This window comes from Acinetobacter sp. YH12152 (assembly GCF_013418285.1).
Classification (GTDB): domain Bacteria; phylum Pseudomonadota; class Gammaproteobacteria; order Pseudomonadales; family Moraxellaceae; genus Acinetobacter; species Acinetobacter amyesii.
The window spans coordinates 43,541-67,350 of sequence record NZ_VPCH01000014.1; the positions used below are offsets into that span (position 1 = coordinate 43,541).

Consider the following 23,810-nt stretch of genomic DNA (forward strand, 5'->3'; position numbering starts at 1 on the left):
ACTTAAATATAGGTGTAGTATTTGATTGAGCTACAGTATTTTAGGTCAGAATAAATTATAATGTGATGGCTAAAAAATGATTATCTCATCATCCTGATAATGCATATTTTCAAAGTGATGCTGTTCAGTATGATCAATATGGGGTTACTCAAATTAGAAAGAGTAGGCCATTAAAATGAAGAAGAATATATTAGTTTTTATGATGCTCATTAGCTTGCATGTATATGCTGATGACGAAAAAATAGCATATTTATACGAGAAAAATAAACAAGTGCTTTTTTTAGGTGGGTGTAATAGGGGGATTTTCCCATTTAATAGTACTGATTTTTCTAAAATAAAAGATCTAACTTTAAAATATAAGTTGGAAAAAATTCATCGAAATCATGAAGAGCCGACATCGTTTAATTTTCTGATCGAAAATAAGGAAATTACAATGTACGGTGGAGGAGATGAAGTTGTAAGTAAGCTTTGTAATATGGAAAGTTCTAGAGAAATTAAAATTAATTATTATAAAATTGAAGGGTCTAAAAAATTATATTACTATATAGATGAAATTTAAATTTGTATTTAGGCTTAGTGAGGTTATTTATTTTAATTATTTATAAAATATCTAAATCTAGTGGATATAAAATAATACATTGATAATTATTTTAAATGAAATACTTATGAAATTCATTTTTTATAGGAATTAGTTTTTTTGTAATAATATTTATTTAAAGAGTGTGATTGTCTATTAAAAAATAAACCCGCATTAAGCGGGTTTATTTCAATCTCAAAAGAGATTACATATTAGGATAATTAGGACCACCGCCACCCTCAGGTGTTACCCAAGTAATGTTTTGAGACGGATCTTTGATGTCACACGTTTTACAGTGTACACAGTTGGCCGCGTTAATTTGGAAACGTTTAGAACCATCATTCTCTTCCATAATTTCATAAACACCAGCAGGACAGTAGCGCTGAGCAGGCTCATCCCATTTTGGTAAGTTCACATGTACAGGAATAGAAGCATCTGTCAATTTCAAGTGAGCAGGTTGGTTCTCTTCATGTACCGTATTTGATACGAATACTGAAGACAAACGGTCAAATGTAATTTTACCATCTGGTTTTGGATAATTCGGTTTGAAGTTCGCAGCATCGACAGTTTTTAAAGCGCTGAAGTCGGGCTGTAAGTCATGCAGCGTGAACGGCACTTTAAAGATGTTTTGATCAACAAAGTTGAACGCACCACCCATCCATTGACCAAACTTATGCATAGCAGGGCCGAAGTTACGAGAGTTATATAACTCTTCTTTCAACCAACTGTTGTTGAACTTGTCTGTGTACGCAGTTAACTCTTTAGCGAAGAAGTCTTCACCTTCAGTCACACGTGCAATGGCAAGGTCACCACCTTTTTCCACACCCGCAGCAATCGCTTCAAATACAGCTTCACCGCACAGCATGCCTGATTTCATTGCTGTATGAGAGCCTTTGATTTTCGCAAAGTTTAGGAAACCTGCGTCATCACCAATTAAGCTACCACCTGGGAAAGTGAATTTAGGTAGTGAGTTGAAGCCACCTTTTACAACCGCACGTGCGCCATAAGAAATACGCTTACCACCCTCAAGATATTGCTTGATCAGTGGATGTGTTTTCCAGCGCTGCATTTCCATAAATGGATACATGTGTGGATTGGTGTATGACAAGTCAACGATCATACCTAATGTCACTTGGTTGTTTTCAGCGTGGTATAACCACCAACCGCCTGAAGAACCTGTTTCACTTAAAGGCCAACCTGCACCGTGCATCACCAAACCTGGTTTGTGCTTAGCAGGATCGATTTCCCAAAGTTCTTTAATACCAATACCGTAATGTTGCGGATCAGCATCTTTATCTAAGTTGAACTGAGCAATCAGACGTTTACCCAAGTGACCACGACAGCCTTCAGCAAATAATGTGTATTTGGCATGAAGTTCATAGCCAGGAGTAAAGTTATGCGTTGGTTCGCCATCTTTACCAATGCCCATGTCACCAGTCTGAATACCTTTCACAGTACCATCTTCGTGGTAAAGGATTTCAGACGCTGCAAAACCTGGGAAAATAGACACTTCTAATTCTTCAGCTTTAGCGCCCAACCAACGAACCACGTTACCTAACGAAATAACATAGTTGCCATCGTTATGCATGGTTTTAGGCACCATCCAATGTGGTGCTTCTTGTGATTTTTCATCAGACAATAAGAAGAAGGTTTTATCTTCAGTCACAGGCACATTTAAAGGTGCACCTTGTTCTTTCCAATCTGGGAACAATTCATTCATTGCGCGAGGTTCAAGCACAGCACCTGATAGAATATGCGCACCCACTTCGGAGCCCTTTTCCACGACACAAACGGACAGATCGTTTAGGTTATTTTCAATTGCAAGTTGACGAATTTTAATCGCAGCAGATAGGCCGGCAGGACCTGCACCGACGATAACTACGTCAAACTCCATCGATTCACGTTCGATGTGTTCCATGTAGGACTCCTCATATTTCGGAAGGTGGCATCCATTCAATTCATTTAAATGGTGCTGCCATGAGTGTTCTTAATGCCCAGACACAATTTTTCTATCGTGTCTTTGATATTGTGGGCTAGTATAGTTTTAAACCGAGTTCTAGCCAATTGGCTGAATCATATTATTTTTCCGTCACTAAGGTATTTATTAGGCGGATGAAGCAGCAATTGAACGAAAACCCGACGAAAAAATTCATTAATAGGGATGATAGAAATTTAATGAACATTGCACAATACTTAAAAGATGGACAGTCCGGTCACAAAAGGTCAATCCCTCCATTAGATCAATGGCATCCAAAGCATTGTGGTGCAATGGATTTGAAGGTTTTAGCCAATGGAGAATGGTGGCACGATGGTCAATTGATCAAGCGGCAAGCACTCATTGATCTGTTCTCAACCGTGCTTTGGAAAGAAGATGGGAAATTCTATTTAAAAACCCCTGTGGAACAAATTGAAATACAGGTGGAAGATGAGCCTTTATTTGTCAATCAGGTGGATCACGTTGAGATTGACGCTAAAAACTATATTCAATTCACCACAACCACCCAAGACCTGATTATTGTTGATCAGGAACATCCGATTTTTATGCGTGAATATCAGGGTGAACTACGTCCTTATGTGCATGTTCGTTTTGGTATAAATGCCTTAATTCAACGTGCTGCATTTTTTCATTTAGTCGAGATGGGTGAGCTGCTTGAAAATGAGCAAGGGGAGTCCATTTTAGTGTTACAAAGTGGTGATTTGCACTTGCAATTAGGCACCTGAGGTTTAAGCTTTCCACCTTGTCATTCTGAATCTAAATTAAAGTGACCCTATGACCGCCATTCATCCCATTTACCCCTTAAATGTACCCATGCCAAAAGCGACTGCTGATGCGCCTATTGGGGTATTTGACTCAGGTATTGGTGGTTTGTCTGTTGCGTTGGAAATTGCACGTTATTTACCGAATGAACGGATTGTTTATTTTGCAGATACGGCACATGTCCCTTATGGCCCGCGTCAAGATCAGGACATCCGTGAACTGACTGCACATGCGATTGAGTGGTTATACCGTCAGGGGTGTAAAGTCGCGGTGGTGGCATGCAATACGGCATCGGCATTTAGTTTGGATTATTTGCGTGAACACTACGGTGAAAATTTTCCGATTATTGGCTTGGTTCCAGCCTTAAAACCTGCGGTATTACAGACCAAAAGTAAAACTGTGGCTGTCCTCGCAACGCCTGCGACTTTTCGGGGTAAATTAATCAAAGATGTCATGCAGCGATTTGCTGAACCTGCAGGGGTGCAAGTTTTGTCAGTGACTTCTTTGGAATTGGTGCCCTTTGTTGAAGCGGGGGCGCAAATGACTGAGCCTTGCCTGCAGACATTAACTGAGATATTACAGCCAGTTGTAGATGCAGGTGCAGATTATTTAGTGCTTGGATGTACGCATTACCCCTTCCTAAAATCGGCAATTCAGTATATTTTTGGTCAGAAGCTGACATTAATTGACTCAGGATTTGCGGTTGCACGACAAACAGCCCAAATTTTGATTAAAAATGAGTTATTATTTGAGCATAACCGCCAAGATTCACTGCGTATCGAATGTTATGTCAGTGGAAATAATGCGGAAAACTTAACACCTGTGGTAGCACGCTTAATTCAAGATGATCAAATCACTTGGAAAATCTGCAATATTCAGGCGGCAAGTTTAGAATTTTAATCATTGTGATTGAACGATTTTAGATAAAACAATTTAAATCTATTTGGGGTAGTCATGCTGTATGTTTCAGCAACCACTTTTTTGAGTGCTGGATATAGCGTGCAACGGGAAGAGGATCTCTAATGCTCGATAAGCGTTATCAAGTATTCATTTCCACATCTGGCAGTGAAATGCAGCCAGAACGGATCATTTTGGCTCAGACGCTTGTAGGGATGGGTTTTTTCTCTTGGGGGTTGGAACAGCGCACACCATTAAGTACGGCTTTTGCGCGTCGTCAAATTGATGACTGTGATTATGTGGTGATCTTACTGGGTAGTCAGTATGGCGAGCAGTCTGTTTCAGGTGTGGGTTATATGCACCTTGAATATATTTATGCAGTGACGAAACAAAAGCCGGTCATTGTGTTTATGCATGAAGATCCAAATTCACGTGATCTTTCTTTGCATGATGAAAAGCCTGAGCTACGTGAAAAATTCAAAGACTTTCGTAAGCTATTGCAAAATGAAGTGGATCAAGTCTTTAGCTATCGAACCTTGCGTGATTTAGAAATGGCAGTGCGATTGAACATGCCGCAAATGCTAGAGCGCTATCCTGTTTCAGGTTGGGTTCGTCCGCAAAATACCCAAGCTTTGCATGATGAAATTGATCGCTTAAAAGCAAAATTGGTACAGCTCGAAACAGAATCAGGAAAACGAGAAGTCGACCCATTCCTGAGCTTACCGAAAGTGTCTATGCATGAAGTGTTCTCTTTTGAATATCGCATGCATGCCTATCAAGACGGCAATTTTAAAGAGCTGAAAGTTCAGAAAAAAATGACTTGGGCACAGTTGCTTTCGATTTTAGGTTCAACTTTTGTCAATCCGACCCCAGAAGAGTTTTTCTCTAAACGCATGAATGAATTTCTAAACGAAACAGGTTTGGAAGATGCCCGCGTTGAAATGCCTCGTGCGCATGCGGTTGCTCGTGCTCAGGTGAATATTCGGGCTTTACACAGCATTAAAAGCCAGATGCGGCAGAATGACTGGATTGTGCCCAATGGCCGAGATGACCGTCAGCGGATGTTGTGGCAAGTAACCAGTAAAGGTCAAAAATTACTAGAAAGTAATTTGTTGGATAATGATCGGGTTTTTCAATTTAAATCTGCATATTAATCTGTTTTATAAAATAGATAAAAAGCTGCTACATTAGCGTCATTCAAATTGATGGAAAAAGCGTAATGTTGCCTGTCGAGAAAGCTAAAGTCACCATTATTCTGGCGAATCTAGGTACGCCTGATGCGCCAACTGTGCCCGCAGTGCGTCGTTTTCTGCAACAGTTTTTGTCGGATCAGCGAGTGATTGAAATCCCGAAACCGATATGGCAAATCATTCTACGTTTGTTCATTTTGCCATTTCGCCCTAAACGTGTTGCACATGCTTATGACATGGTTTGGGGTAATGATTCACCCATGCGTGAAATTTTATTTGAGCAAGTTGCCGCAGTAAAACAGCATCTCACAGCAAAATATCCAGAATTTGAACTTAATGTGATTCCGGCCATGACTTATGGTAATCCAGGGATTTCTGCCGCTTTAGCGCAATTGGCTGAGCAGCCTCAAGACCACATTCTATTATTTCCGTTGTTTCCACAATATTCAGCCACATCGACTGCACCGCTATATGATGCGATCGCACAATGGATTCCGCAGCAACGCAATTTGCCGGGCTTGAGTATTATTCGTGACTACTATCAGCACCCGCTATTTATTCAAGCTTTAGCGCAAAGTGTGCGTGATTATCAAGCGGAGCATGGGGTCGCGGATAAGTTGCTGATGTCTTTTCATGGCATTCCACAGCCTTATGCCGATAAGGGTGATCCCTATGCAGATCGTTGCCGTGTGACGGGTCATTTGGTTGCACAAGCTTTGGGTTTAACTGCTGAACAGTATGAGATTAGTTTCCAATCGCGCTTTGGTAAGCAAGAATGGGTGAAACCTTATACCGATGCCACTTTGGTCGAGTGGGGCAAACAAGGCGTGAAATCGGTACAGGTTATGAGCCCTGCATTTTCAGCGGATTGTTTGGAAACGCTAGAAGAGTTGGCGCTGCAAAATGCTGAAATTTTCCAAGCTGCAGGCGGTGTCGAATATGGTTATATTCCAGCATTAAACGCGCGGGATGATCATGTCGCATTGCTCAATTTATTACTTCAAGCTAATCTTGATGCCTTAAAGCAAACATTAGCCCATTCATCGCCTTGAGGTTTTCGCCCTATGTTGCAAGTTAAAATCGTACCCGTCACGGCATTTCAACAAAACTGTTCCATTGTTTGGGACTCTGAGTCGAAAGAAGCGGTCTTGATTGATGCAGGGGGAGAGCCTGAAAAATTAAAAGCTGAAGTTGAAGCGCTTGGTTTAACGGTCAAAGCCTTGTGGTTAACGCATGGCCATTTAGACCATGCGGGTGCGGTTGGGGCATTAACCCAAGCATGGAATGTTCCGGTGATTGGCCCGCATAAAGAAGATGCGTTTTGGTTGGACATGATTCAGGAGGTTTCTGCGAAATACGGTTTCCCGATCCCTGAAAATGTCCATGTGACCCAATGGTTGGAAGGCGGCGAAACCTTGAAGCTGGGTGCTGAAGAGTTTGAAGTTCGTTTTGCACCGGGGCATACACCGGGTCATGTCATGTTCTATAACGCAAAATATGCCGTGCTCTGGACGGGTGATGTGTTATTTAAAGGCTCGATAGGCCGGACAGATTTTCCACGTGGTAACCATCAACAATTACTCGACTCCATTCAGCGTGAATGTTTTAGCTTGCCGGATGACACGCAGTTTATTTCAGGGCATGGTCCAATGAGTACCATTGGTTATGAAAAACAACATAATCCTTTCGTTGCTGGTAAAGCGGGTTAAGCAACTAGATTGAGAAACTTAAATTAACAAAACAGGAATCCAAACGGATTCCTGTTTTATTTACCTAAATAATAGGGTTATGCACTTGAGTCCTTAGAATTGGTCTTCTTCACGGCCACCATCGGCCTGAGGTGCATCTTGTGTCGGCAGACGATATTCATCATTGGCCCATGCACCGAGATCAATCAATTTACAACGATCTGAGCAAAACGGGCGATATTCATTATTTTCCCAAGTCGTCAATGCGCCGCAGCGTGGACAATTCATGGTGGTGGGCATGCTTAACTCCAGCAAAAACGGATGATTCAATTAGGCAAATACAGTCGCAGTTGTTAGACTTATGCCGTTCTGTTTAGTTTGATCTGTTTATGCCTATTCGTCAATTTCAAGCGCAGCGTATGCGAGCTCCCCGTGATTTTCAGCCGATTGATTCCACGCCGATTTGTGTGGAAATTGGGGCTGGTAAAGGTAAACATGCATTATTGTTTTCAGCCAATCACCCTGAATTTCAATTGATTGCTGTTGAGCGGACACGTGAAAAATTTGTGGCAATGCAAAAGCAGCATCAACTTGAAGGGCAAAGCAATTTAGCTCCAATTCATGCTGATGCATTGCCTTGGGTAGTACATGCCTTACATCCTGCGCAAGTACAGCAATTCTTTATTTTGTATCCAAACCCTGAACCGCATAATCCTGCACAGCGCTGGTTAAATATGCCGTTTTTTGAATTTTTATTGTCGCGTTTGCAGCCGGGTGGTCAGATTACCTTGGCGAGTAATATTCCTGAATATATTGAGGAAGCACAGCAGCAATTGATTGATGTATGGAAACTGCCATTTGTTAAGGAAAAAATTGCAGCCACTTCAGCACGCACGCATTTTGAAATTAAATATCTAGAACGTGGTGAACTCTGTCAGCAGCTAATCATTACCAAGCCTGTAGATTACACCACACGTTTTGATGATTTTCAGCCGCTACAAGGTAAGCAACCCACCGAAGCATCTGCGGAATAATTGGGCATGACTCAGCGTATTGCAATCATTGGGGCAGGTCCTGCGGGATTGATGGCGGCGGAAGTGCTTAGCCAATTTGACTATGACATTCATGTTTATGAGCAAAAACCATCGGCAGCCCGTAAATTTTTAATGGCGGGCAAGACGGGGCTGAATATTTCGCATGCAGAACCCGTTGAACAATTTGTGCAGCGCTATGATCAAGTGGAATGGCTGAGCCCATGGGTTAAGCAGTGGGATGCAGCATGGATTCAACAATGGATGATGGGGCTGGGCATTGAAACCTATATTGGTTCATCGGGTCGGGTCTTTCCTATTGAAATGAAAGCTGCGCCTTTGCTGCGTGCATGGTTAAAACGTCTCAGTCTAGATGGGGTGCAGTTTCATTATCGACATCAAGTTTTGGACTTACAGTCCAATCAGCTGACAATTCAAAACCTTGTTGATGGATCAAATCAAGCGCTTGGCTTTGATGCGATTATTATGGCGTGTGGCGCAGTGTCTTGGTCACGTTTAGGCAGTGATGGCGCATGGCAAAAATGGCTACAGCCTGAGAGCATTGAAGCTTTTCAGGCCAGTAATGCAGGCGTGGAACGTGTTTGGTCGAAGTTCATGCAGCCTGTGTTTGGACAGCCTTTAAAGCGAGTCAATGCATGGGTCGATCATGCAGAGCAAACCCAAGGCGATATCATCATTTCACACTATGGACTGGAAAGTGGATTGATCTACAAACAAGGTCGAGCACTGCGTCAACAGGTGAAATCTGCTCAGCCCATGCAGCTAACTTTGGACTTATTGCCAGATCAAAGTGTTGAGCAATTGGCAAAGAAACTACAGCCTTCGAAGAAGCAGTCTTTAACCAATGTTTGGCGTAAAGCCGGTTTAGATGCGGCGAAAGCTGCGCTGGTCCGTGAATTGGTAGATAAATCTTTATGGCATGAGCCAGCCTTACTTGCAGCGAAAATTAAACACTTAAATATTCAACTTGACGGATTTCGCCCGATAGATGAGGCGATTAGCTGCGCGGGTGGTGTGAAGCGTTCAGTCCTAAATGATGGCTTACAATTGCAGAGCAATCCTGCAGTATTTGTCTGCGGGGAAATGTTGGATTGGGATGCGCCTACTGGAGGCTATTTGCTGACAGCATGTCTTGCAACCGGTCGAGCAGCGGGTGAAGGGGTTCAAAACTATCTGGTTTCTTTGCAGAACTAAGCGCTTCAAATTGTCACAATCTTGCTGAGGAGTTGTGATATTTTGAGATGAAATTCTTCTAAGAAAGACCACTATGCGCGTACAAGAACAATATACCGGAAGCTGCTTGTGTGGAGCGGTTTGTTATGAGATCAATGGTCCGATTGGTGAGATCGTGCAATGTCATTGTTCTCGGTGCAGAAAAGCCAATGGTACGGCATTTGCGACCAATGCTCCAATAGCCAAAGCAGATTTCAAAATTGTGTCGGGTGAACAGGTATTGAAAAAGTTTAAATCTTCACCAACCACACAGCGTTGTTTTTGTGGGGAATGTGGTTCACCAATTATGAGTATTAAAGCCGATACTCCGGATTACTATCGCTTACGTATAGGCACTTTAGACACGCCTCTGACACAGAAACCGACCTGTCATATCTTTGTCGCATCCAAAGCTGAATGGGATGATATCGCAGGCGATTTACCACAATATGCTGAACGACCATAGCGCAAATTAAGATTGAGCAATCACCTCAAGGGCATGAATTTGCCCTTGAGGTTGAGTTTTAAGCTCGTGTCACCTTCTCATTCATCCATGTTGAATTTGGGTGAATAGATTGCAACAGGGTTGGAAGATTAAGGCTGTCGAGTTTTTTGTAGTTCAGGATATTGTTCCTGCCAATGTCCCAATTGTTCTTGTGCATGAATAAACTGACCGAGACCTTTGACACTATCACTAGGATTTTTTAACTCACCATCGGCTGCTTGATTTTTCTCACGATAAATTTGTGATTGATTGTCCCAGTACTGATACATCAAACCTTGAATGTAACGGCCTTGTTCAGTTTTCATTTCGAGTTCTTTGAGCATATTTAATGCCGATTGGATGTTGTCACGCTTACGCTGTGTAGAAAATTCATCGGTGAGTTTGCCTTCCTCACGCAGTTTCATCAGCTCATCTTCCATCTCATCGCTAATTTGACTAAAGCTCTCGTCATATTGCGTCAGAAGCGTTAAGTCGTGTAGATCATCTGGGGTCTTGGCAAAGTTTTTAATAGGATCACTACTCAGCTCTTTCATGATTTGATCGTCGGAACTGATTTCACTATTTTGTTCCACCGTTTTTGATGATTTTTCACATGCAGTGAGTCCTAAGACTGTACCCATGAGGAAGATGACACTGAGTTTTTTTAAAGAGATTGGCAAGAGCATAATCGTGTCCTAATGTGTTTTTCTAAAGATATAGACATGCGTGATATAGGGGAAATCAATGAAATCCTGCGCAGTCTTTTGGGTTGATTCAGCCACGATATTTTCAAATTGTTGTTTCAGTTTTTGTTGTTCATCCGTGCTTAACGCTGCAATAAAACTGGTGGACAATAATCGTTTGGAAACCACGTGTTCCACTGTACCATGATGCAATTGTTGAAAGGTCGTTTCGGCAATTAATTTAAATGTTTGCTGCTGTTCAAACACTTTTTGCCATTGCCCACTATGATAACGTGGTGTGTCACCTTCGAGTTCACTCAAGACATCAGCGAGTTGTTTGACCCAATTGACTTGGATATCACGCTGGTTCCAAATCAAAACAAGATCACCATTGGGAACCAAGATACGACTGATTTCATTGAGGGTTTCAGGGGTGGCAAACCAATGAAATGATTGGGCACAAAATACCGCTGCTACAGAATGATCATGCAGTGGAATCTGATCACTTTGGGCGGCTAAAGTTGCAATATGCGGATGTTTTTTCTGCAATTGTTGCAGCATTTCATGCACAGGTTCGATCGCGGTGATATTTTCACTGAGTGGGCGAATATACTCGAGAAATTTGCCTGTACCTGAGCCTAAGTCCACCAGATGGGCTTGAGGGGCTAAAGCTAAATGTTGTTGTAGCCACGCACTGATTTCAATCGGGTAGTCAGGGCGGGCTTGTTGATAGAGTTCAGCTGCAGAGCTAAAGCCTTGTTGTGCGGCAGGATGTATTGAATGTGTCATATTCTGCACTTTTTAATCTGTATGGCCTCTATAAAATAGCATATTCGGAACAAGATAAACTTTGAATGCAACAAGGAAGGAAAAGCGTGACGCAACAAGGACTGGAGCAAAGCACAATGGAAAAGCACATCATTTTTGAAGATGATCAAATTCGTGTCATTTTTCAGCCTGGCAATTCTCGTGAGCTTATTTTCTCCTTCGGTGATTTGATTACCCGTGCCAAGGGTTTGAGCATCAATGCCGAGAAGTCTTTGCAAAAATATGATTTTAATGTGATCGGTGTGATGCCGAAACAAAAATCGTGGTTTCCAGCATCGTCAATGCAACCGATGTATCAAGCCATCAAGCCGATCCTCGAACAATTTGAGATGCGTATTGCCTATGGTGGTTCCATGGGCGGCTATGCGGCCATTAAGTATGCCAATTTATTTGGATTTCAGCGTGTGGTCAGTATGGTGCCGCAGTACTCCATAGACCCTGATGACATTGTCGATACTCGCTATGGCATGTTCTTTCAACCCAATCTGCATGCTAATATGCGGGTATTTGCTGAAGACGTATCGACTACACGCGAATATATCGTGGTGTATGATCCTTATTGTCCAGAAGATCGCGCGCATTTTGAAAAACTACAGGCTTTAATTCCGCATGTGCATGTGTTGCATCTGCCGTTCACAGGGCATGATGCCATTGCGGTATTGGCGAGTTCAGAACTGTTAAATGATTTCTTAAGACATCCATTTGATGCGCCGTATTTTTATCAAAAAATGCGTCGGGTTAAGAAAAACAGCAAATTCTACTATCGAAAAGTCATCGAAAATTTGCTGACTCGCCATCGTGATGCCTTGGGTGAAATTTTAAAAAGTAATTCGTTTCAGCTTGATCCACAATTTTTTGATGCCAAACAAAAGCAGACCTTATTACGAGTATTGTTTAATAACAAACAAGTCAGTGAGCAAGATCTGCAAAAGTTGGGGATCACAACTTTTGTGCCACAGGATAATCGTAACCTGTTACTCGACCAGTTTGATCATGGTTTAGTGTTTAACGTGATTAGCCAAAAAATTGAAAGCTATGCAGCCGGTGTGATTGCACTGAATCACAAGTTTTTGATCCCTTTGCAGCCGAAGGGCACAGGTCTGGTATACGTACAAGTCCAAGATGAGCGTTACATGGTGGTGATGAATGACCGTCAGGTAATGAAATTGGTCTTAGCTCAAGATGAACTGGCGACAGGTATGCATCCGATTTTAATGCAGAAATATGTGGGCTATTACACGCTCAACTATAAAGAACTGCGTTTGAGTAGCGATGAATTTGGTCAAGTCTTCTTTGTCGAAAACGCCGATGCATCTTGCCAGTTTGTGGTGCAGCCCGAACAGATTTAAGCTCGGCATTTGTTTGAAAATCCAAAGCTTGCTAATTTGTCGGAAGGGATTATGATGAGAGAAAGGTAGTATAAAAAACAATCATACTGCCCAGAACATCATAAGGAATATGAGGGGTATCAGTATGCATTCAACGCAGATGCTTGCTGTATTATTCATCTTAGTGCTGACCATGGGTTCAGCCTATGCACAGGGGGTTAGTTCAAGCATACTGATTTTTAGCAGCAGTATGTTGTTACTTACGATACTGACCATTTATGTCATACTCAAAATTCGAAATTCACTGCAACATCATCTCGATAAACCCGCGAAATAGCGGGTTTTTTTATATGCTGTTCGATTGCACTTTGGTGCATCACAGGTTTTAATCATTCACAATCGAATCTTTATAATCGGCCAGAAGGGAAGCAGCCATGAAAGCGGTATTTCTAGATTATCAGTCTCTAGATAAACAAGACTTAGATTTTAGCGGACTAGAAGCACAGTTTGATGACTTGAGGCTCTATCCCGCAACAACGGCTGCAAAGGTTGCTCAGCGCATACAAGGGGCTGATGTGATTATCAGCAATAAAGTACACATCAATGCTGAGCACATGCAGCTCAATCCGCAATTAAAACTGATCTTGATTTCTGCCACTGGCACCAATAACGTTGACCTTGTACACGCGCAGCAACAAGGCATCGTGGTGTGTAATTGCCAAGCTTATGGCACCGCTGCGGTCGCACAGCATACCTTGATGTTAATGTTGAACTTGGCGACATCCTTTCGACAGTATGATCGGGCGGTTCAACAGGGAAATTGGCAAAAAGCGGATCAGTTCTGCTTACTAGATTTTCCAATTATTGAGTTGGCTGGTAAGACTTTGGGGATTGTCGGCTATGGCGAATTGGGGCAAGCCGTGGCACATTTGGCTAAAGCTTTTGGCATGAAAATTATGATTGGTGCGCTACCGAATCGACCTATGGTGGCTGAGCGAGTGGCATTTTCTGAGATGCTGGCGCAGGTCGATTTTCTGAGTTTGCATTGTCCTTTAACCGAGGAAACTCGTGATTTACTCAATCATGAAAGCTTGGCTCAAATGAAAGCATCGGCCTTTGTGATCAATTGTGCACGAGGTGGTGTTGTCAATGAATCGGCATTAGCTGAGGCATTAAAATTAGGGAGGATCGCAGGCGCAGCAACCGATGTCTTGACGGTTGAGCCACCAAAGCAGGGCAATGTGTTGCTCGACCCAAGTATTCCAAATTTAATCATTACCCCACATAGTGCATGGGGAAGCGTCGATGCGCGACAACGCATTGTGCAGCAATTGGTGGAAAATGTAGAGGCCTTTAAAGCGGGGATGGTTATTCGACAGGTCAATTAAAATCGAGTTTAAGGAATATTATTTTTGAACAAAGCTCCGTATAAATAGGAATGTCTATGCAGGTCGATCTTGCCAATAAAAAAGTTTAAGATTATTTTGCATGCTGATTCTCTTTACCGCATGCATCACTTGGGCATGGTACAGTTATGTACTAAATATCAGTGAAAATTATTTATTCCAGAATCCTGATTTTGAAGTTCATAAATTCATGCCGACCTTACAAGTTGTGCTGGTTTCGGTATTTTTTATTGCGCATTTCGTCTTAGCGCTTATTGATTTTTTGAATCTCTATTGGTATTGGGGGCTATGGCTTGTTGTAGTGCCTATTATTGTGGGACAGGTCTATTTTTCTGTCTTTGGAGAGGTTGCTCATATTGATCATTTATCAGTCTGGGTTGACTATCCATTTTGCCTGTTGATGCTTATTCAAATTTGTACAGCATCGTTTGTACGTAGGCGATATCTCAAGCCTACTGCTTAATGCATTAATGCTTAATTTAATAGTTAAATTTCAGCATTTTTTCAAAAATTTAGCATTGAAGTGATGTTTGATCCGCTCAAATTCAAGTTCAGTCTTGATACTGTTTGGCATCATGATTCGTAAATAACTTTTTTCGAGTTTAAAAGGATCTTTGGTATTGGGTACAGGATTAAAGCCACCATTTGGGTAGATCAAATTTGTCTCATAGGCACGTAAAATCTGATCATTGTGAAAATAGAAACTTGTTAGGGATTGATTGGATTCACCAAAAACATAGAGGTTTATTTTGCATTGACCATCGAGTTGATACAGTGTCGCTTCATTGCCTTCAGTCGATTTGTATTCTTCGTCATCTAGCATCTCTAAGGTTTGTAATAATTTACCTTCGGCATCATGGTTATATTGGTGAGAATTGTACAATTGGGGAAAAATGGCCTGCAACTGTGGATAACTTTTTAACAATTGTGGAAAACGTTGTAAGCCAATCAAAGAGCCAACGCAGAGCAGAATACCAAGCAAGATACCAAATAAAATTCGCATTTTTTTCTCATTAATTCATTGTTTTTATAGGCATAGGTCAAAGACCAACAGCATTCAATTTTGGTTTTAAAAAAGCCCAACTAAAGTTGAGCTTTTAAATGTGGTGTTAAATTATAAATCAGTCACTGGATACGTCGTAGACGTCGAACTCGATGGATAACTACTTTGTGGATATTGATTGTTATTTTGTCCCGCATTGTTGCTCGGAGCCGTATTGATTGTATTGCCTGAAGACGGTTCACTCAACGACTGTTGGCTAATGGGCGCAGGTTGGCTAGTTTTACCTGTAATATTTTCACGGGTTTGTTTCAATTTTTCATTGACGTTTTGAGTGGCTTGCTGTGCGCCCTGATCAACCTGTTGCACTGTATTTTGAGTAGCAGTTTTCGTATTGTCCCAAGCTTGGTCAACCGAAGGCTTAATTTTAGAAATTCCACGTTCAGTCATTTCACCAATATTTTTAGCAGCACCGACCACGCCTTCTTGGGCTTTATAGGCCCACACATGCAATAAATTTGGATTATCGCCATAAGGGCTCACAGGCTTTTTCGCTTGTTGCTCAGTACTTTGCGCTGCTGTTTTTTCTTGTGCCCAAAGCATGGGTGTCGTGAATATTAAGCTTAGGCATAACGTTGCTTTTAATGAAATTTTCACAGCTTCACCTCTGAATTTTATAGATTTTCTATCTGATGAACGGTTTTAACGCATTATAGGAAAAATTGCAGCGAAAAAAACCTGCCGTAGCAAAATCAATACAGCAAATGACAGCTTTGTACACGTTTGTATTTTGCCTAGGGTAAAAAAAAGGCCCACTGAAGGGTGAGCCTACTCTCTGGAGGAGAGGGTATGAAAGCCAGTTTATTTATTTGTGAGCACCTAAGCTGGCTTCATGTGAGCTATGGACTTCAGCTTGTGCGACAGGCGTTTGCAACTGTACATTGCTACTGCCACTCACATTGGCTTCTTGACCTTTTTGGAAATTCGCTTTGGTTTGTTGCCATTTTTCACTGGCAAATTGGCGACCTTCCTGAGCTTTTTCACCTAAATAGCTCTTGGTTTGATCAACTTTGTTGTCGACATTGCTTTTACGTTCATCAAGTTTTGCTTTGTCTTTTGCAGCTTTTTCATCGAGCTGTGCTTTGCGCTCATCAAGCTTGGCTTTGTTTTGCTCAGCCTTGGCATCGATCTTGGCTTTCGCTGCATCCGACTTTTCATCTTTAGACTGTTTTAGCTCAGCCCATTTATTTTTTGCATCTTGCTTTTTGTCAGCACTGAATTCTTTGGTGTCTTGCCATTTTTCTTGGGTGAATGTTTTGGTCTTATCGACGCCTTTCTCAATTTTGTCACCCGCTGTATGCGCAGACTGATTAATGTCTTGTTTTAGATTTTGCAGTACAGACGGTTGCTGTGTTTCAACTTTCGCATTGGCTTCTACTGCGGTGTTCGCAAATAGTGGAGTGGTTGCGAATAATGCTGCGGTGATCAGTGTTGTTTTAAATAAAGGTTTCATCTTTGCATTTGTCCTCTTTTATTGAACGCTGCTGTTGCACTCAGCATTAGCGCTTTTGGAGCAGAGGACATCTTAAGAGTAAAAAAAAGCAAAAAGTGGTTTTGTGCGATAAGTCACACAATGCAATAACAGCTCAGATACGCGGAAGTTTGAAGTGTGGAAACTTGGTTAAGTTAATGCAGTATTGTAATTTTATGAAAATACAGTGGCTTATATGTGTTTTGCGCGTTGCTGTGGTGTGGTGCTAGTTACGATTTTCATGATTAAAAATTATGGGTTTGAACGAATTATTGTTCAAGATTCAAGGAAAACATGAAACCATACCTCCATTTTGGAGATATGGTTTTTATTATTTATTCACATTGTGTAAGCGCATCTTTAGCAAAATGACCGCGTAATGCAAGGAAGTTTTTCTGTACATCCGCTGCATTTAAATCAAAATTGTGCGCTGAACTTGTACCATCCTTGGCAAAGGTTGCTGTACCACCTGAAATTAGGGTTAAGCCTTTAAATGACCACTGTTCAACCGATTTTGCTTCTTCTAAATTGCCTGTAAATTCAATCACGCATTTATCTACAAATTTAGTCAGTTTTGCTTTGTTATCTGTGGTATCTGGGTAGACATCAATGTTTTGAACTTCTTGTAATACACCTGTTTCAAGTTGTGGAATCGTTGGTGCAGATGTACATGCAGAAAGTGTTAGACCCGCAAGACCAGTCAAAAGGAATGCTTTCAATTTCATAAGTTTCATTCTTGTTGAGTGTTGTTGGATTGAGTATAGGGAATTGGTGAATTATTGGCTATAGATTTAAGTCTTAAGCCCAAATTCAACTTCATTCACTTAATATTTAACGTTTATAGGCTGCACTTCCTGGACCAACGGCATTGATGCTGACTTGGCGTGATGGATGGGTGCTTTTTTGATAATACACTTTCGAATTTGGTCCATAAATATTGATTTTATTGACTGATTCTACATAGACCGTTGTATTTGGACCTGCAACCGTAATCATCGGGCAACTGCCTTTTAGAGTAATACGGCTATCTGGAGCAGGAATATTCACTGAGCGTCCTGCGCAATCATAACTTGCAACGGTATCAGGTGAAGAAATGATGATTTGAGAATGAGTCATTTCCGTTCCAGCATTTGCAGAAGAAATAGATAGGATCAATAATCCAAAGCTAAGTAATTTTTTATTCATCATAGGTATTTCATTTTATTCAGGTTGAGTTATTTTTAGCATGCCGAGATTTATTTGCTCAAGTCTTATTCAACTTTATTTAAAACGAGATATTGAGTGCAACAGCAGATCTTTTTCACATTGATGTATTAAGAAGTGATTTAGCTTGGTGATTGATCTCGTATTTCAAACCGTCTCATTGAATTATCAGGACGTTATTCTAAATAACCCATGAAGCCTTAGCTGGTTTATTTAGCGATTAAAGTTTTGGCAAAAAGAACAACAACACAAGGCCACCCAATACTCCACCGATAATGAGCCAATCTTTCTTACGCATATCTGCAACACGAATTACTGAAAAATACAGGCTGCTAAAAAATAGAAAAACGAAGACAAATAGCACGAGGGGATTATTGAATATAAATTTAGTACTGCCCAATAAAACGAAAATGGTTGTGCTCGACAACCAATACACCAAACTTAAAACAAATTTTGAAAGCGTTAAGTAACGCACAGTGCGGTCTAATCTTGGCAAAGTCACCGCAAGGATGACGATTCCAATAAATCCACCCAAAACAGAAATAATCAAAAAGAATAAAGCACCCATATCTGGCTTGTTTGGAATGTATGGATAAACCTTCCAAAGGTAAAAGCTGCATGCCATCAATACTGTATGTAAGATAAAAAGATAGAGATCTGGGCGGTAAGGATGATTGACTGTAATACTTTTCATATATTGTTCTTATCAAAAAATCCCGCTATTTCTAACAGGATTTTACCTAGATTTCAAACGGCATAAAAAAACCCGCTTTAAAGCGAGTTTTTAATTAATGCTTAAACTTAGTGCTGTAACACTGAAATATCAGCCACTTTCGTAAACAAGTCACGAAGTTGTGCAAGCATACGTAAACGGTTTGCTTTTAGGTCAGCATCATCTGCCATCACCATCACACCGTCAAAGAACGCATCAACAGGCGCACGAAGTGCAGCAAGTGCAGACAACGCAGCAGTGTAATCTTTCGCAGCAAATAACGGCTCAACCACAGGTGTGATTTTCGCAAGTTCAGCGAACAATGCTTTTTCAGCATCTTCAACTAAGTTTGCTTCAACGACATTTCCTTCAGGAGCAGCTTCTTTTGCAAGAATGTTTGCAACACGTTTGTTTGCAGCAGCAAGCGCAGCAGCTTCAGGTAAGTCACGGAAATGATTTACCGCATTTACACGTTTATCAAAATCAAGTGGCGATTTTGGAGAAAGTGCTTGAACAGCTTGAATCACATCTACAGCCACGCCTTGGTCTTCGTATTTCGCACGGTAACGACCTTCAAGGAATGCAACAGCATCCGCTAAAGTTTTATCGTGATCTTTAATCACATCGCCATAAGCAGCAAGTGCAAGTTTGATTAGATCTTCAATCGAAACATCTAAATCATTTTCAGTCACAAGACGCAAAATACCAATCGCAGAACGGCGTAATGCAAACGGGTCTTTAGAACCTGTAGGCGCCTGACCAATACCAAAAATACCTGTCAATGTATCTAAACGGTCAGCAAGCGCAAGCGTAGTACCTGTTTTGGTTTTTGGTAAAACGTCACCAGCAAATTTAGGTAAGTATTGTTCACCTAAAGATTCAGCAACTTCATCATTTTCGCCTTCAATACGTGCGTAGTAAGTACCCGCAATACCTTGAAGCTCAGGGAACTCACCCACAAGTTCAGAAGTTAAGTCGCATTTTGCAAGGAGTGCAGCTTTTTCAGCATCTGCACGGTTCGCACCTGTGATAGCCGACAAAGCCACAGCCAATTTAGCAATACGTTCAGACTTGTTCCATAGGGTGCCAAGTTCAGCTTGGAACACCATGTTTGCAAGTTTCTCTTTACGAGCTGCAAGCGGTTGCTTTTGGTCTTGTAAGAAGAAGAATTCAGCATCTGACAAACGTGGACGAACGACTTTTTCGTTACCTTCAATAATTTGAGTCGGATCTTTCGACTCAATGTTTGACACAGTAATGAAGTAAGGTTGAAGTTTATTGTCGCTATTCACTAAGCAGAAGTACTTTTGGTTGTCCTGCATCGTCGTGATGAGTGCTTCTTGAGGCACTGCAAGGAAACGTTCTTCAAAGCTTGCACGAAGCGCAACTGGCCATTCAACCAATGCTGTTACTTCGTCACGTAAGTCCGCAGGGACAATCGCAATGGCATTTACTTCATCAGCTAAAGCTTTGACTTGTTGGTCGATGATGGCTTGGCGCTCTTCAAAGTTTGCAATCACTTTTGCAGTACGCAGGGCATCAAGATAAGCATCGGCATTTGCAAGTGTGATTGCTTCAGGCGCATGGAAACGGTGACCATAAGTCACGTTGCCTGCTTGGTGATCTTGAATGGTTGCATCAATCACATCGCTGTCTTTCAACAACACAACCCATTTTACAGGACGTACAAACTCAGTACGGCTTGCAGCAGAACGCATGCGTTTTGCGATAGGGAGGTTATCTAAAGCGTGTTGTAAAATTTGTGGAAGTAAAACATCAAGGCTTTGACCTTTCACGTCTTTTAAGTAGCACACTTTTTCAACTTTACCGGCTTGGAAAGTCGATACTTGATCAACAGTGATGCCTTGACCACGCATAAAGCCTTCAAGCGCTTTAGTTGGTTTGCCTTCGGCATCAAACGCTGCTTGTTTAGCAGGGCCATCAAAACGTTTTTGTGTGTCTGCTTGTGCACCGTCTACATTGACAATTTTCAATGCAAGGCGACGTGGTGCTGCATAAGCTTCAATCGCATCAAATGCAAGACCTGCGTCTTTTAAACCTTTTACCGTTTCTGCATGAAGCGCATCACGTAATTTTTTTAAGCTTTTTGGTGGAAGTTCTTCGCAGCCTAATTCGAACAATACTGTATGTTTAGACATTATTTGCTCTCCTTAGATTCTACTTTTGCTTCAGCTTCAACTTGTGCTTTTAACTGAGCTAATACTTCGTCACGTAAAGCAGGTTCTGCCATCGGGAAGCCAAGCTTCGCACGCGCAGCGACATAACTTTGGGCAATCGCACGAGCCAATGTACGTACACGTAAAATATAACGTTGACGTTCAGTTACTGAAATTGCGCCACGTGCATCAAGCAAGTTAAAGCTATGCGATGCTTTAATTACTTGCTCATAAGCAGGTAGTGGAAGTTCAGCTTCCATCAAGCGAGTTGCTTCAGCTTCATAGAAGTCAAATAGGTCAAACATTTTTTCAACATTGGCATATTCAAAGTTGTAAGTGGATTGTTCAACTTCGTTTTGGTGGAATACGTCACCGTAAGTTACTGTACCGAATTGACCTTTGGTCCAAACCAAGTCGTAAACTGAGTCTACACCTTGCAAGTACATCGCAAGACGTTCAAGACCGTAAGTGATTTCGCCAGTTACAGGGTAGCATTCAACACCACCGACTTGTTGGAAGTAAGTGAACTGAGTCACTTCCATACCATTTAACCAAACTTCCCAACCTAAGCCCCATGCGCCAAGTGTTGGAGATTCCCAGTTGTCTTCTACGAAGCGAATATCGTGAACAAGGGTATCAATACCAATGGCTTTTAATGAATCTAAGTACAACTGTTGGATGTTGTCTGGGTTTGGCTTCAACACGACTTGGAACTGGTAGTAGTGTTGTAGACGATTCGGGTTCTCACCATAACGGCCATCTTTAGGACGACGAGAAGGCTGAACATAAGCCGCGTTCCAAGTTTCAGGGCCTAAAGCACGTAGGAAAGTTGCTGTGTGGAATGTACCCGCACCCATTTCCATATCGTAAGGTTGTAACACTACACAACCTTGTTCAGCCCAGTAGTTTTGTAAGGCAAGAATTAAGCCTTGAAATGTATCAATATGCGATATGGCGCGACTCATGTAGCATCCATTAAAATTAGTGAAAAATTGGCTCTAAGTATAAGGATTTTGCAGAGGAGTGGCAAAGGTTTCGCGTGAACAAGTGGGCTTTTAATGCGGGATAGAATAAAGGCGCTGCAGGTTTTAAATGGGGCTGAATGCAATTAATGGGATATAGTCGTGACGAGAAAACTTAATCAGTGATACCGTTATCAACGATTATCATGCTATAAAAATACAATAAATTTTAGGAATAATAAAATGATTCAAAGGCTTATGGATTCGAAGTGGTTGCGGTGGCAAAAAGGAAGACAGCATTCGGGTTATGACAAAATGTTGTTATTACAAAACCATTTAGGGCTTAAATGTGATGCCTATTTTCTTCGTTTTCCTGTGGGTTCAATGATTCCACCACATCAAGACCCGGTACAGCAGGGGCGGCATTTTAGGTTGAATATTATTATTAAAAAATCGAAAGCAGGTGGTGAATTTATATGTGAGCAAAATATTATTAATTTATCGAGGATTAAATTATTTAGACCAGATTTGTATCGGCATGAAGTGACTGAGGTGCAGAGCAGCCCACGCTATGTATTGAGTATAGGGTGTGTAATCGATTAAATCTGATAGAAAAAATTAATATCTTTAAGAAAATTTAGCCTACGATTTTTAAAAAATCCCAAATAACCAACAGGGTAATCTGTCTTTTACAACTCAAGTGACTTGGCGCAGCGTACGTAAATCGAATGATAAAATATCGTCACTAAATGACCATTTGCTGTGCGGCTTTGGCGCGTCCATCGCTTAGAGAAATTTTTAAATAAAAGAATCAAAATTCAATATAAATAACTCTACAGCGGAAAATAAAAAATGAGCCATTTAGACTCATTTTTATCAAGGCTTTTTTATCAAAGCGTTATGATTCAGACAAGCTTTTGGTTTTGTTAATCACAATTTCAACCCGCCGATTTTTCTGACGGCCGTCAGGATTGTCCTCACCATTGGACAAGGTATTCAGTTCAAGCGGCTGACTTTCTCCCATCCCACTGACTTGATAATTTAAATCAATACCTTGGGCTTTAAAATAATCACGCACCGCTTCAGCACGCTGTAAAGACAGCTTTTGATTGGCCGCATCTGAACCAATATTGTCGGTATGACCGACAATGGCAATGATGCCTTTACCTTTGCTTTTTAAGGTCTCGGCTGCTTGCTGTAATTCAGGTTCAGCTTCGGGTTTTAAACTCGCCTTACCAAAATCAAACAGCACATCCGAACTTAAATTCACCTGAATATTAAATTCATTATTATTTGCACTGAGGTCGGAACCGGCAGCCGATAAATTACTGGCTTCCGCCTGAGGTTGGCTCGGTTCAGGCGGCTTCGACTGCTGCTCTGGCATAGTCTGAGTGTTGTCTATTTCCGTGGCGCTCTGTTCAGCCTGAGCAGCAGGCGGCGGATCGGTTTTGGAATCCGCACATCCTGCAATCAATAAGCTTAAGCCTGCGCTATACAGTAATTTTCTCATTAGCGTTCAACCGGTATGCCGTCAAAAGAACCTGCATTGCCTAAATTGATGCTGATGGTCTTGGTGCTTTCAGGTGGTGCAGGGAATTTAAAGGTCAATAAAATAGGGTCATAACTGGATTTGTTAATGGCTTTATCTGTTGCATTTAACGGTGCAGCCATCCAAACGCCAGCATCATCTTGCAGCAGTCCGACTTTTTTGGCGGTGTCATCGTCAATATAATTGGTTTGTGACAAATTAATGGATGTGCTCATAAATTCAGTTTTGCCATTCGGGGCAGGATTGGGTTGAGCCATCACCTTTACGGTTAAAATTTTCCCAATCACTTTGACGCTTTGTAAAGCTAAAGTACCTTTACTCATTGGAATTTCAGCCAAAGCCGGCTGAGGCGCGGGTGCTGCAACTTGTGGCGCGGGTGCACGAATAAGATCATCCCCATTTTTTGCAGCTTCGGCTGGGGCGGTTTCTTGAGGCGTATTATCATTTACGGGTGGATTGGCTTGTTGAGGCTCTTTGGAGCAGGCCGATAAACCCAAGCTAAGCACACAGAGGGTACACATTGTGAAGATCTTTTTATTCATTCTGGCCATTCCTTTCAAATATTTTTATAGG

General features: G+C 41.5%; 28 protein-coding genes. 14 read left to right on the forward strand and 14 right to left on the reverse strand.

Features of this window, described 5'->3' with window-relative positions; all coding sequences use genetic code 11:
* Positions 1-175 precede the first annotated feature (175 nt).
* A complete protein-coding gene (locus FTU83_RS06340) occupies positions 176-559 on the forward strand; it encodes a hypothetical protein (RefSeq protein WP_180105931.1) in 384 nt (127 codons plus the stop codon).
* A 223-nt stretch (positions 560-782) separates the two neighbouring features.
* Here FTU83_RS06340 and FTU83_RS06345 read toward each other — a convergent pair whose 3' ends face one another.
* Positions 783-2,495 (reverse strand): electron transfer flavoprotein-ubiquinone oxidoreductase, encoded by a 1,713-nt coding sequence (locus tag FTU83_RS06345; protein ID WP_180105932.1) that lies wholly within the window; start codon positions 2,493-2,495, stop codon positions 783-785.
* Between the two features lie 194 nt (positions 2,496-2,689).
* Here FTU83_RS06345 and FTU83_RS06350 point away from each other — a divergent pair, with 194 nt between their 5' ends.
* The 5 genes from FTU83_RS06350 (at position 2,690) to FTU83_RS06370 (ending at position 7,131) form a co-directional block, all read left to right on the forward strand.
* Positions 2,690-3,298 carry a DUF1285 domain-containing protein gene (locus tag FTU83_RS06350; protein ID WP_168377951.1) on the forward strand — a complete coding sequence of 203 codons (609 nt, stop codon included), beginning with the start codon at positions 2,690-2,692 and terminating at the stop codon, positions 3,296-3,298.
* 49 nt (positions 3,299-3,347) lie between these two features.
* A complete protein-coding gene (gene murI, locus FTU83_RS06355) occupies positions 3,348-4,235 on the forward strand; it encodes a glutamate racemase (RefSeq protein WP_168377950.1) in 888 nt (295 codons plus the stop codon).
* Positions 4,236-4,357: 122 nt separating this feature from the next.
* Positions 4,358-5,386, forward strand: coding sequence for a DUF4062 domain-containing protein (locus tag FTU83_RS06360; RefSeq protein WP_180105933.1), 1,029 nt, complete (start codon positions 4,358-4,360; stop codon positions 5,384-5,386).
* Between the two features lie 65 nt (positions 5,387-5,451).
* A complete protein-coding gene (gene hemH, locus FTU83_RS06365) occupies positions 5,452-6,474 on the forward strand; it encodes a ferrochelatase (RefSeq protein WP_180105934.1) in 1,023 nt (340 codons plus the stop codon).
* 12 nt (positions 6,475-6,486) lie between these two features.
* Positions 6,487-7,131, forward strand: coding sequence for an MBL fold metallo-hydrolase (locus FTU83_RS06370; RefSeq protein WP_078189772.1), 645 nt, complete (start codon positions 6,487-6,489; stop codon positions 7,129-7,131).
* Positions 7,132-7,224: 93 nt separating this feature from the next.
* Here FTU83_RS06370 and FTU83_RS06375 read toward each other — a convergent pair whose 3' ends face one another.
* Positions 7,225-7,410 (reverse strand): DNA gyrase inhibitor YacG, encoded by a 186-nt coding sequence (locus FTU83_RS06375; RefSeq protein WP_078189771.1) that lies wholly within the window; start codon positions 7,408-7,410, stop codon positions 7,225-7,227.
* Between the two features lie 83 nt (positions 7,411-7,493).
* Here FTU83_RS06375 and FTU83_RS06380 point away from each other — a divergent pair, with 83 nt between their 5' ends.
* The 3 genes from FTU83_RS06380 to FTU83_RS06390 all read left to right on the forward strand — a co-directional run bounded on the left by FTU83_RS06380 (position 7,494) and on the right by FTU83_RS06390 (position 9,840).
* On the forward strand, positions 7,494-8,144 hold the full coding sequence (locus FTU83_RS06380; RefSeq protein WP_180105950.1) for an SAM-dependent methyltransferase: 651 nt from the start codon (positions 7,494-7,496) through the stop codon (positions 8,142-8,144).
* A gap of 6 nt (positions 8,145-8,150) precedes the next feature.
* The gene (locus FTU83_RS06385) at positions 8,151-9,356 is read left to right on the forward strand and encodes a TIGR03862 family flavoprotein (RefSeq protein ID WP_180105935.1); all 1,206 of its coding nucleotides are present in this window, start codon (positions 8,151-8,153) and stop codon (positions 9,354-9,356) included.
* 73 nt (positions 9,357-9,429) lie between these two features.
* Positions 9,430-9,840, forward strand: coding sequence for a GFA family protein (locus tag FTU83_RS06390; protein ID WP_180105936.1), 411 nt, complete (start codon positions 9,430-9,432; stop codon positions 9,838-9,840).
* Positions 9,841-9,968: 128 nt separating this feature from the next.
* Here FTU83_RS06390 and FTU83_RS06395 read toward each other — a convergent pair whose 3' ends face one another.
* On the reverse strand, positions 9,969-10,544 hold the full coding sequence (locus FTU83_RS06395) for a hypothetical protein (protein ID WP_180105937.1): 576 nt from the start codon (positions 10,542-10,544) through the stop codon (positions 9,969-9,971).
* A 9-nt stretch (positions 10,545-10,553) separates the two neighbouring features.
* On the reverse strand, positions 10,554-11,330 hold the full coding sequence (locus FTU83_RS06400; RefSeq protein WP_180105938.1) for a class I SAM-dependent methyltransferase: 777 nt from the start codon (positions 11,328-11,330) through the stop codon (positions 10,554-10,556).
* A 116-nt stretch (positions 11,331-11,446) separates the two neighbouring features.
* On the opposite strand from FTU83_RS06400, the gene FTU83_RS06405 reads away from it, so the two are divergent.
* The 4 genes from FTU83_RS06405 to FTU83_RS06420 all read left to right on the forward strand — a co-directional run bounded on the left by FTU83_RS06405 (position 11,447) and on the right by FTU83_RS06420 (position 14,566).
* Positions 11,447-12,718 (forward strand): alpha/beta fold hydrolase, encoded by a 1,272-nt coding sequence (locus FTU83_RS06405; protein WP_180105951.1) that lies wholly within the window; start codon positions 11,447-11,449, stop codon positions 12,716-12,718.
* Positions 12,719-12,842: 124 nt separating this feature from the next.
* Entirely contained in the window at positions 12,843-13,034 is a 192-nt protein-coding gene (locus FTU83_RS06410; RefSeq protein WP_078189765.1) for a hypothetical protein, read from the forward strand.
* A gap of 97 nt (positions 13,035-13,131) precedes the next feature.
* The gene (locus FTU83_RS06415; RefSeq protein ID WP_180105939.1) at positions 13,132-14,085 is read left to right on the forward strand and encodes a 2-hydroxyacid dehydrogenase; all 954 of its coding nucleotides are present in this window, start codon (positions 13,132-13,134) and stop codon (positions 14,083-14,085) included.
* A 100-nt stretch (positions 14,086-14,185) separates the two neighbouring features.
* Positions 14,186-14,566: a hypothetical protein gene (locus tag FTU83_RS06420; RefSeq protein WP_180092072.1), complete on the forward strand. Its 381-nt coding sequence runs from the start codon at positions 14,186-14,188 to the stop codon at positions 14,564-14,566.
* Positions 14,567-14,596: 30 nt separating this feature from the next.
* On the opposite strand, the gene FTU83_RS06425 is transcribed toward FTU83_RS06420, so the two are convergent.
* From FTU83_RS06425 to glyQ, 8 genes are all read right to left on the reverse strand, one after another.
* Positions 14,597-15,106 carry a hypothetical protein gene (locus tag FTU83_RS06425; RefSeq protein WP_180054306.1) on the reverse strand — a complete coding sequence of 170 codons (510 nt, stop codon included), beginning with the start codon at positions 15,104-15,106 and terminating at the stop codon, positions 14,597-14,599.
* A 111-nt stretch (positions 15,107-15,217) separates the two neighbouring features.
* A complete protein-coding gene (locus FTU83_RS06430) occupies positions 15,218-15,706 on the reverse strand; it encodes a hypothetical protein (RefSeq protein WP_180021197.1) in 489 nt (162 codons plus the stop codon).
* Positions 15,707-15,968: 262 nt separating this feature from the next.
* Positions 15,969-16,616, reverse strand: a complete 648-nt coding sequence (locus tag FTU83_RS06435; RefSeq protein ID WP_180105940.1) for a hypothetical protein — start codon at positions 16,614-16,616, stop codon at positions 15,969-15,971.
* 353 nt (positions 16,617-16,969) lie between these two features.
* Positions 16,970-17,359 (reverse strand): hypothetical protein, encoded by a 390-nt coding sequence (locus FTU83_RS06440; protein WP_078189759.1) that lies wholly within the window; start codon positions 17,357-17,359, stop codon positions 16,970-16,972.
* A 106-nt stretch (positions 17,360-17,465) separates the two neighbouring features.
* Positions 17,466-17,822: a DUF3060 domain-containing protein gene (locus FTU83_RS06445; protein WP_078192788.1), complete on the reverse strand. Its 357-nt coding sequence runs from the start codon at positions 17,820-17,822 to the stop codon at positions 17,466-17,468.
* 235 nt (positions 17,823-18,057) lie between these two features.
* Entirely contained in the window at positions 18,058-18,531 is a 474-nt protein-coding gene (locus FTU83_RS06450; protein WP_180007118.1) for a hypothetical protein, read from the reverse strand.
* Positions 18,532-18,638: 107 nt separating this feature from the next.
* Positions 18,639-20,708: a glycine--tRNA ligase subunit beta gene (glyS, locus tag FTU83_RS06455; protein WP_180105941.1), complete on the reverse strand. Its 2,070-nt coding sequence runs from the start codon at positions 20,706-20,708 to the stop codon at positions 18,639-18,641.
* A complete protein-coding gene (gene glyQ, locus FTU83_RS06460; RefSeq protein ID WP_180105942.1) occupies positions 20,708-21,691 on the reverse strand; it encodes a glycine--tRNA ligase subunit alpha in 984 nt (327 codons plus the stop codon). The genes glyS and glyQ overlap by 1 nt, the downstream gene beginning before the upstream one ends.
* A 240-nt stretch (positions 21,692-21,931) precedes the next feature.
* Here glyQ and FTU83_RS06465 point away from each other — a divergent pair, with 240 nt between their 5' ends.
* Positions 21,932-22,291, forward strand: a complete 360-nt coding sequence (locus FTU83_RS06465; protein ID WP_218945778.1) for a 2OG-Fe(II) oxygenase — start codon at positions 21,932-21,934, stop codon at positions 22,289-22,291.
* Between the two features lie 295 nt (positions 22,292-22,586).
* On the opposite strand, the gene FTU83_RS06470 is transcribed toward FTU83_RS06465, so the two are convergent.
* Entirely contained in the window at positions 22,587-23,198 is a 612-nt protein-coding gene (locus FTU83_RS06470) for an OmpA family protein (RefSeq protein ID WP_180105943.1), read from the reverse strand.
* Positions 23,198-23,779, reverse strand: a complete 582-nt coding sequence (locus tag FTU83_RS06475) for a hypothetical protein (protein WP_180105944.1) — start codon at positions 23,777-23,779, stop codon at positions 23,198-23,200. Before FTU83_RS06475 ends, FTU83_RS06470 begins: the two co-directional genes overlap by 1 nt.
* Positions 23,780-23,810 lie beyond the last annotated feature (31 nt).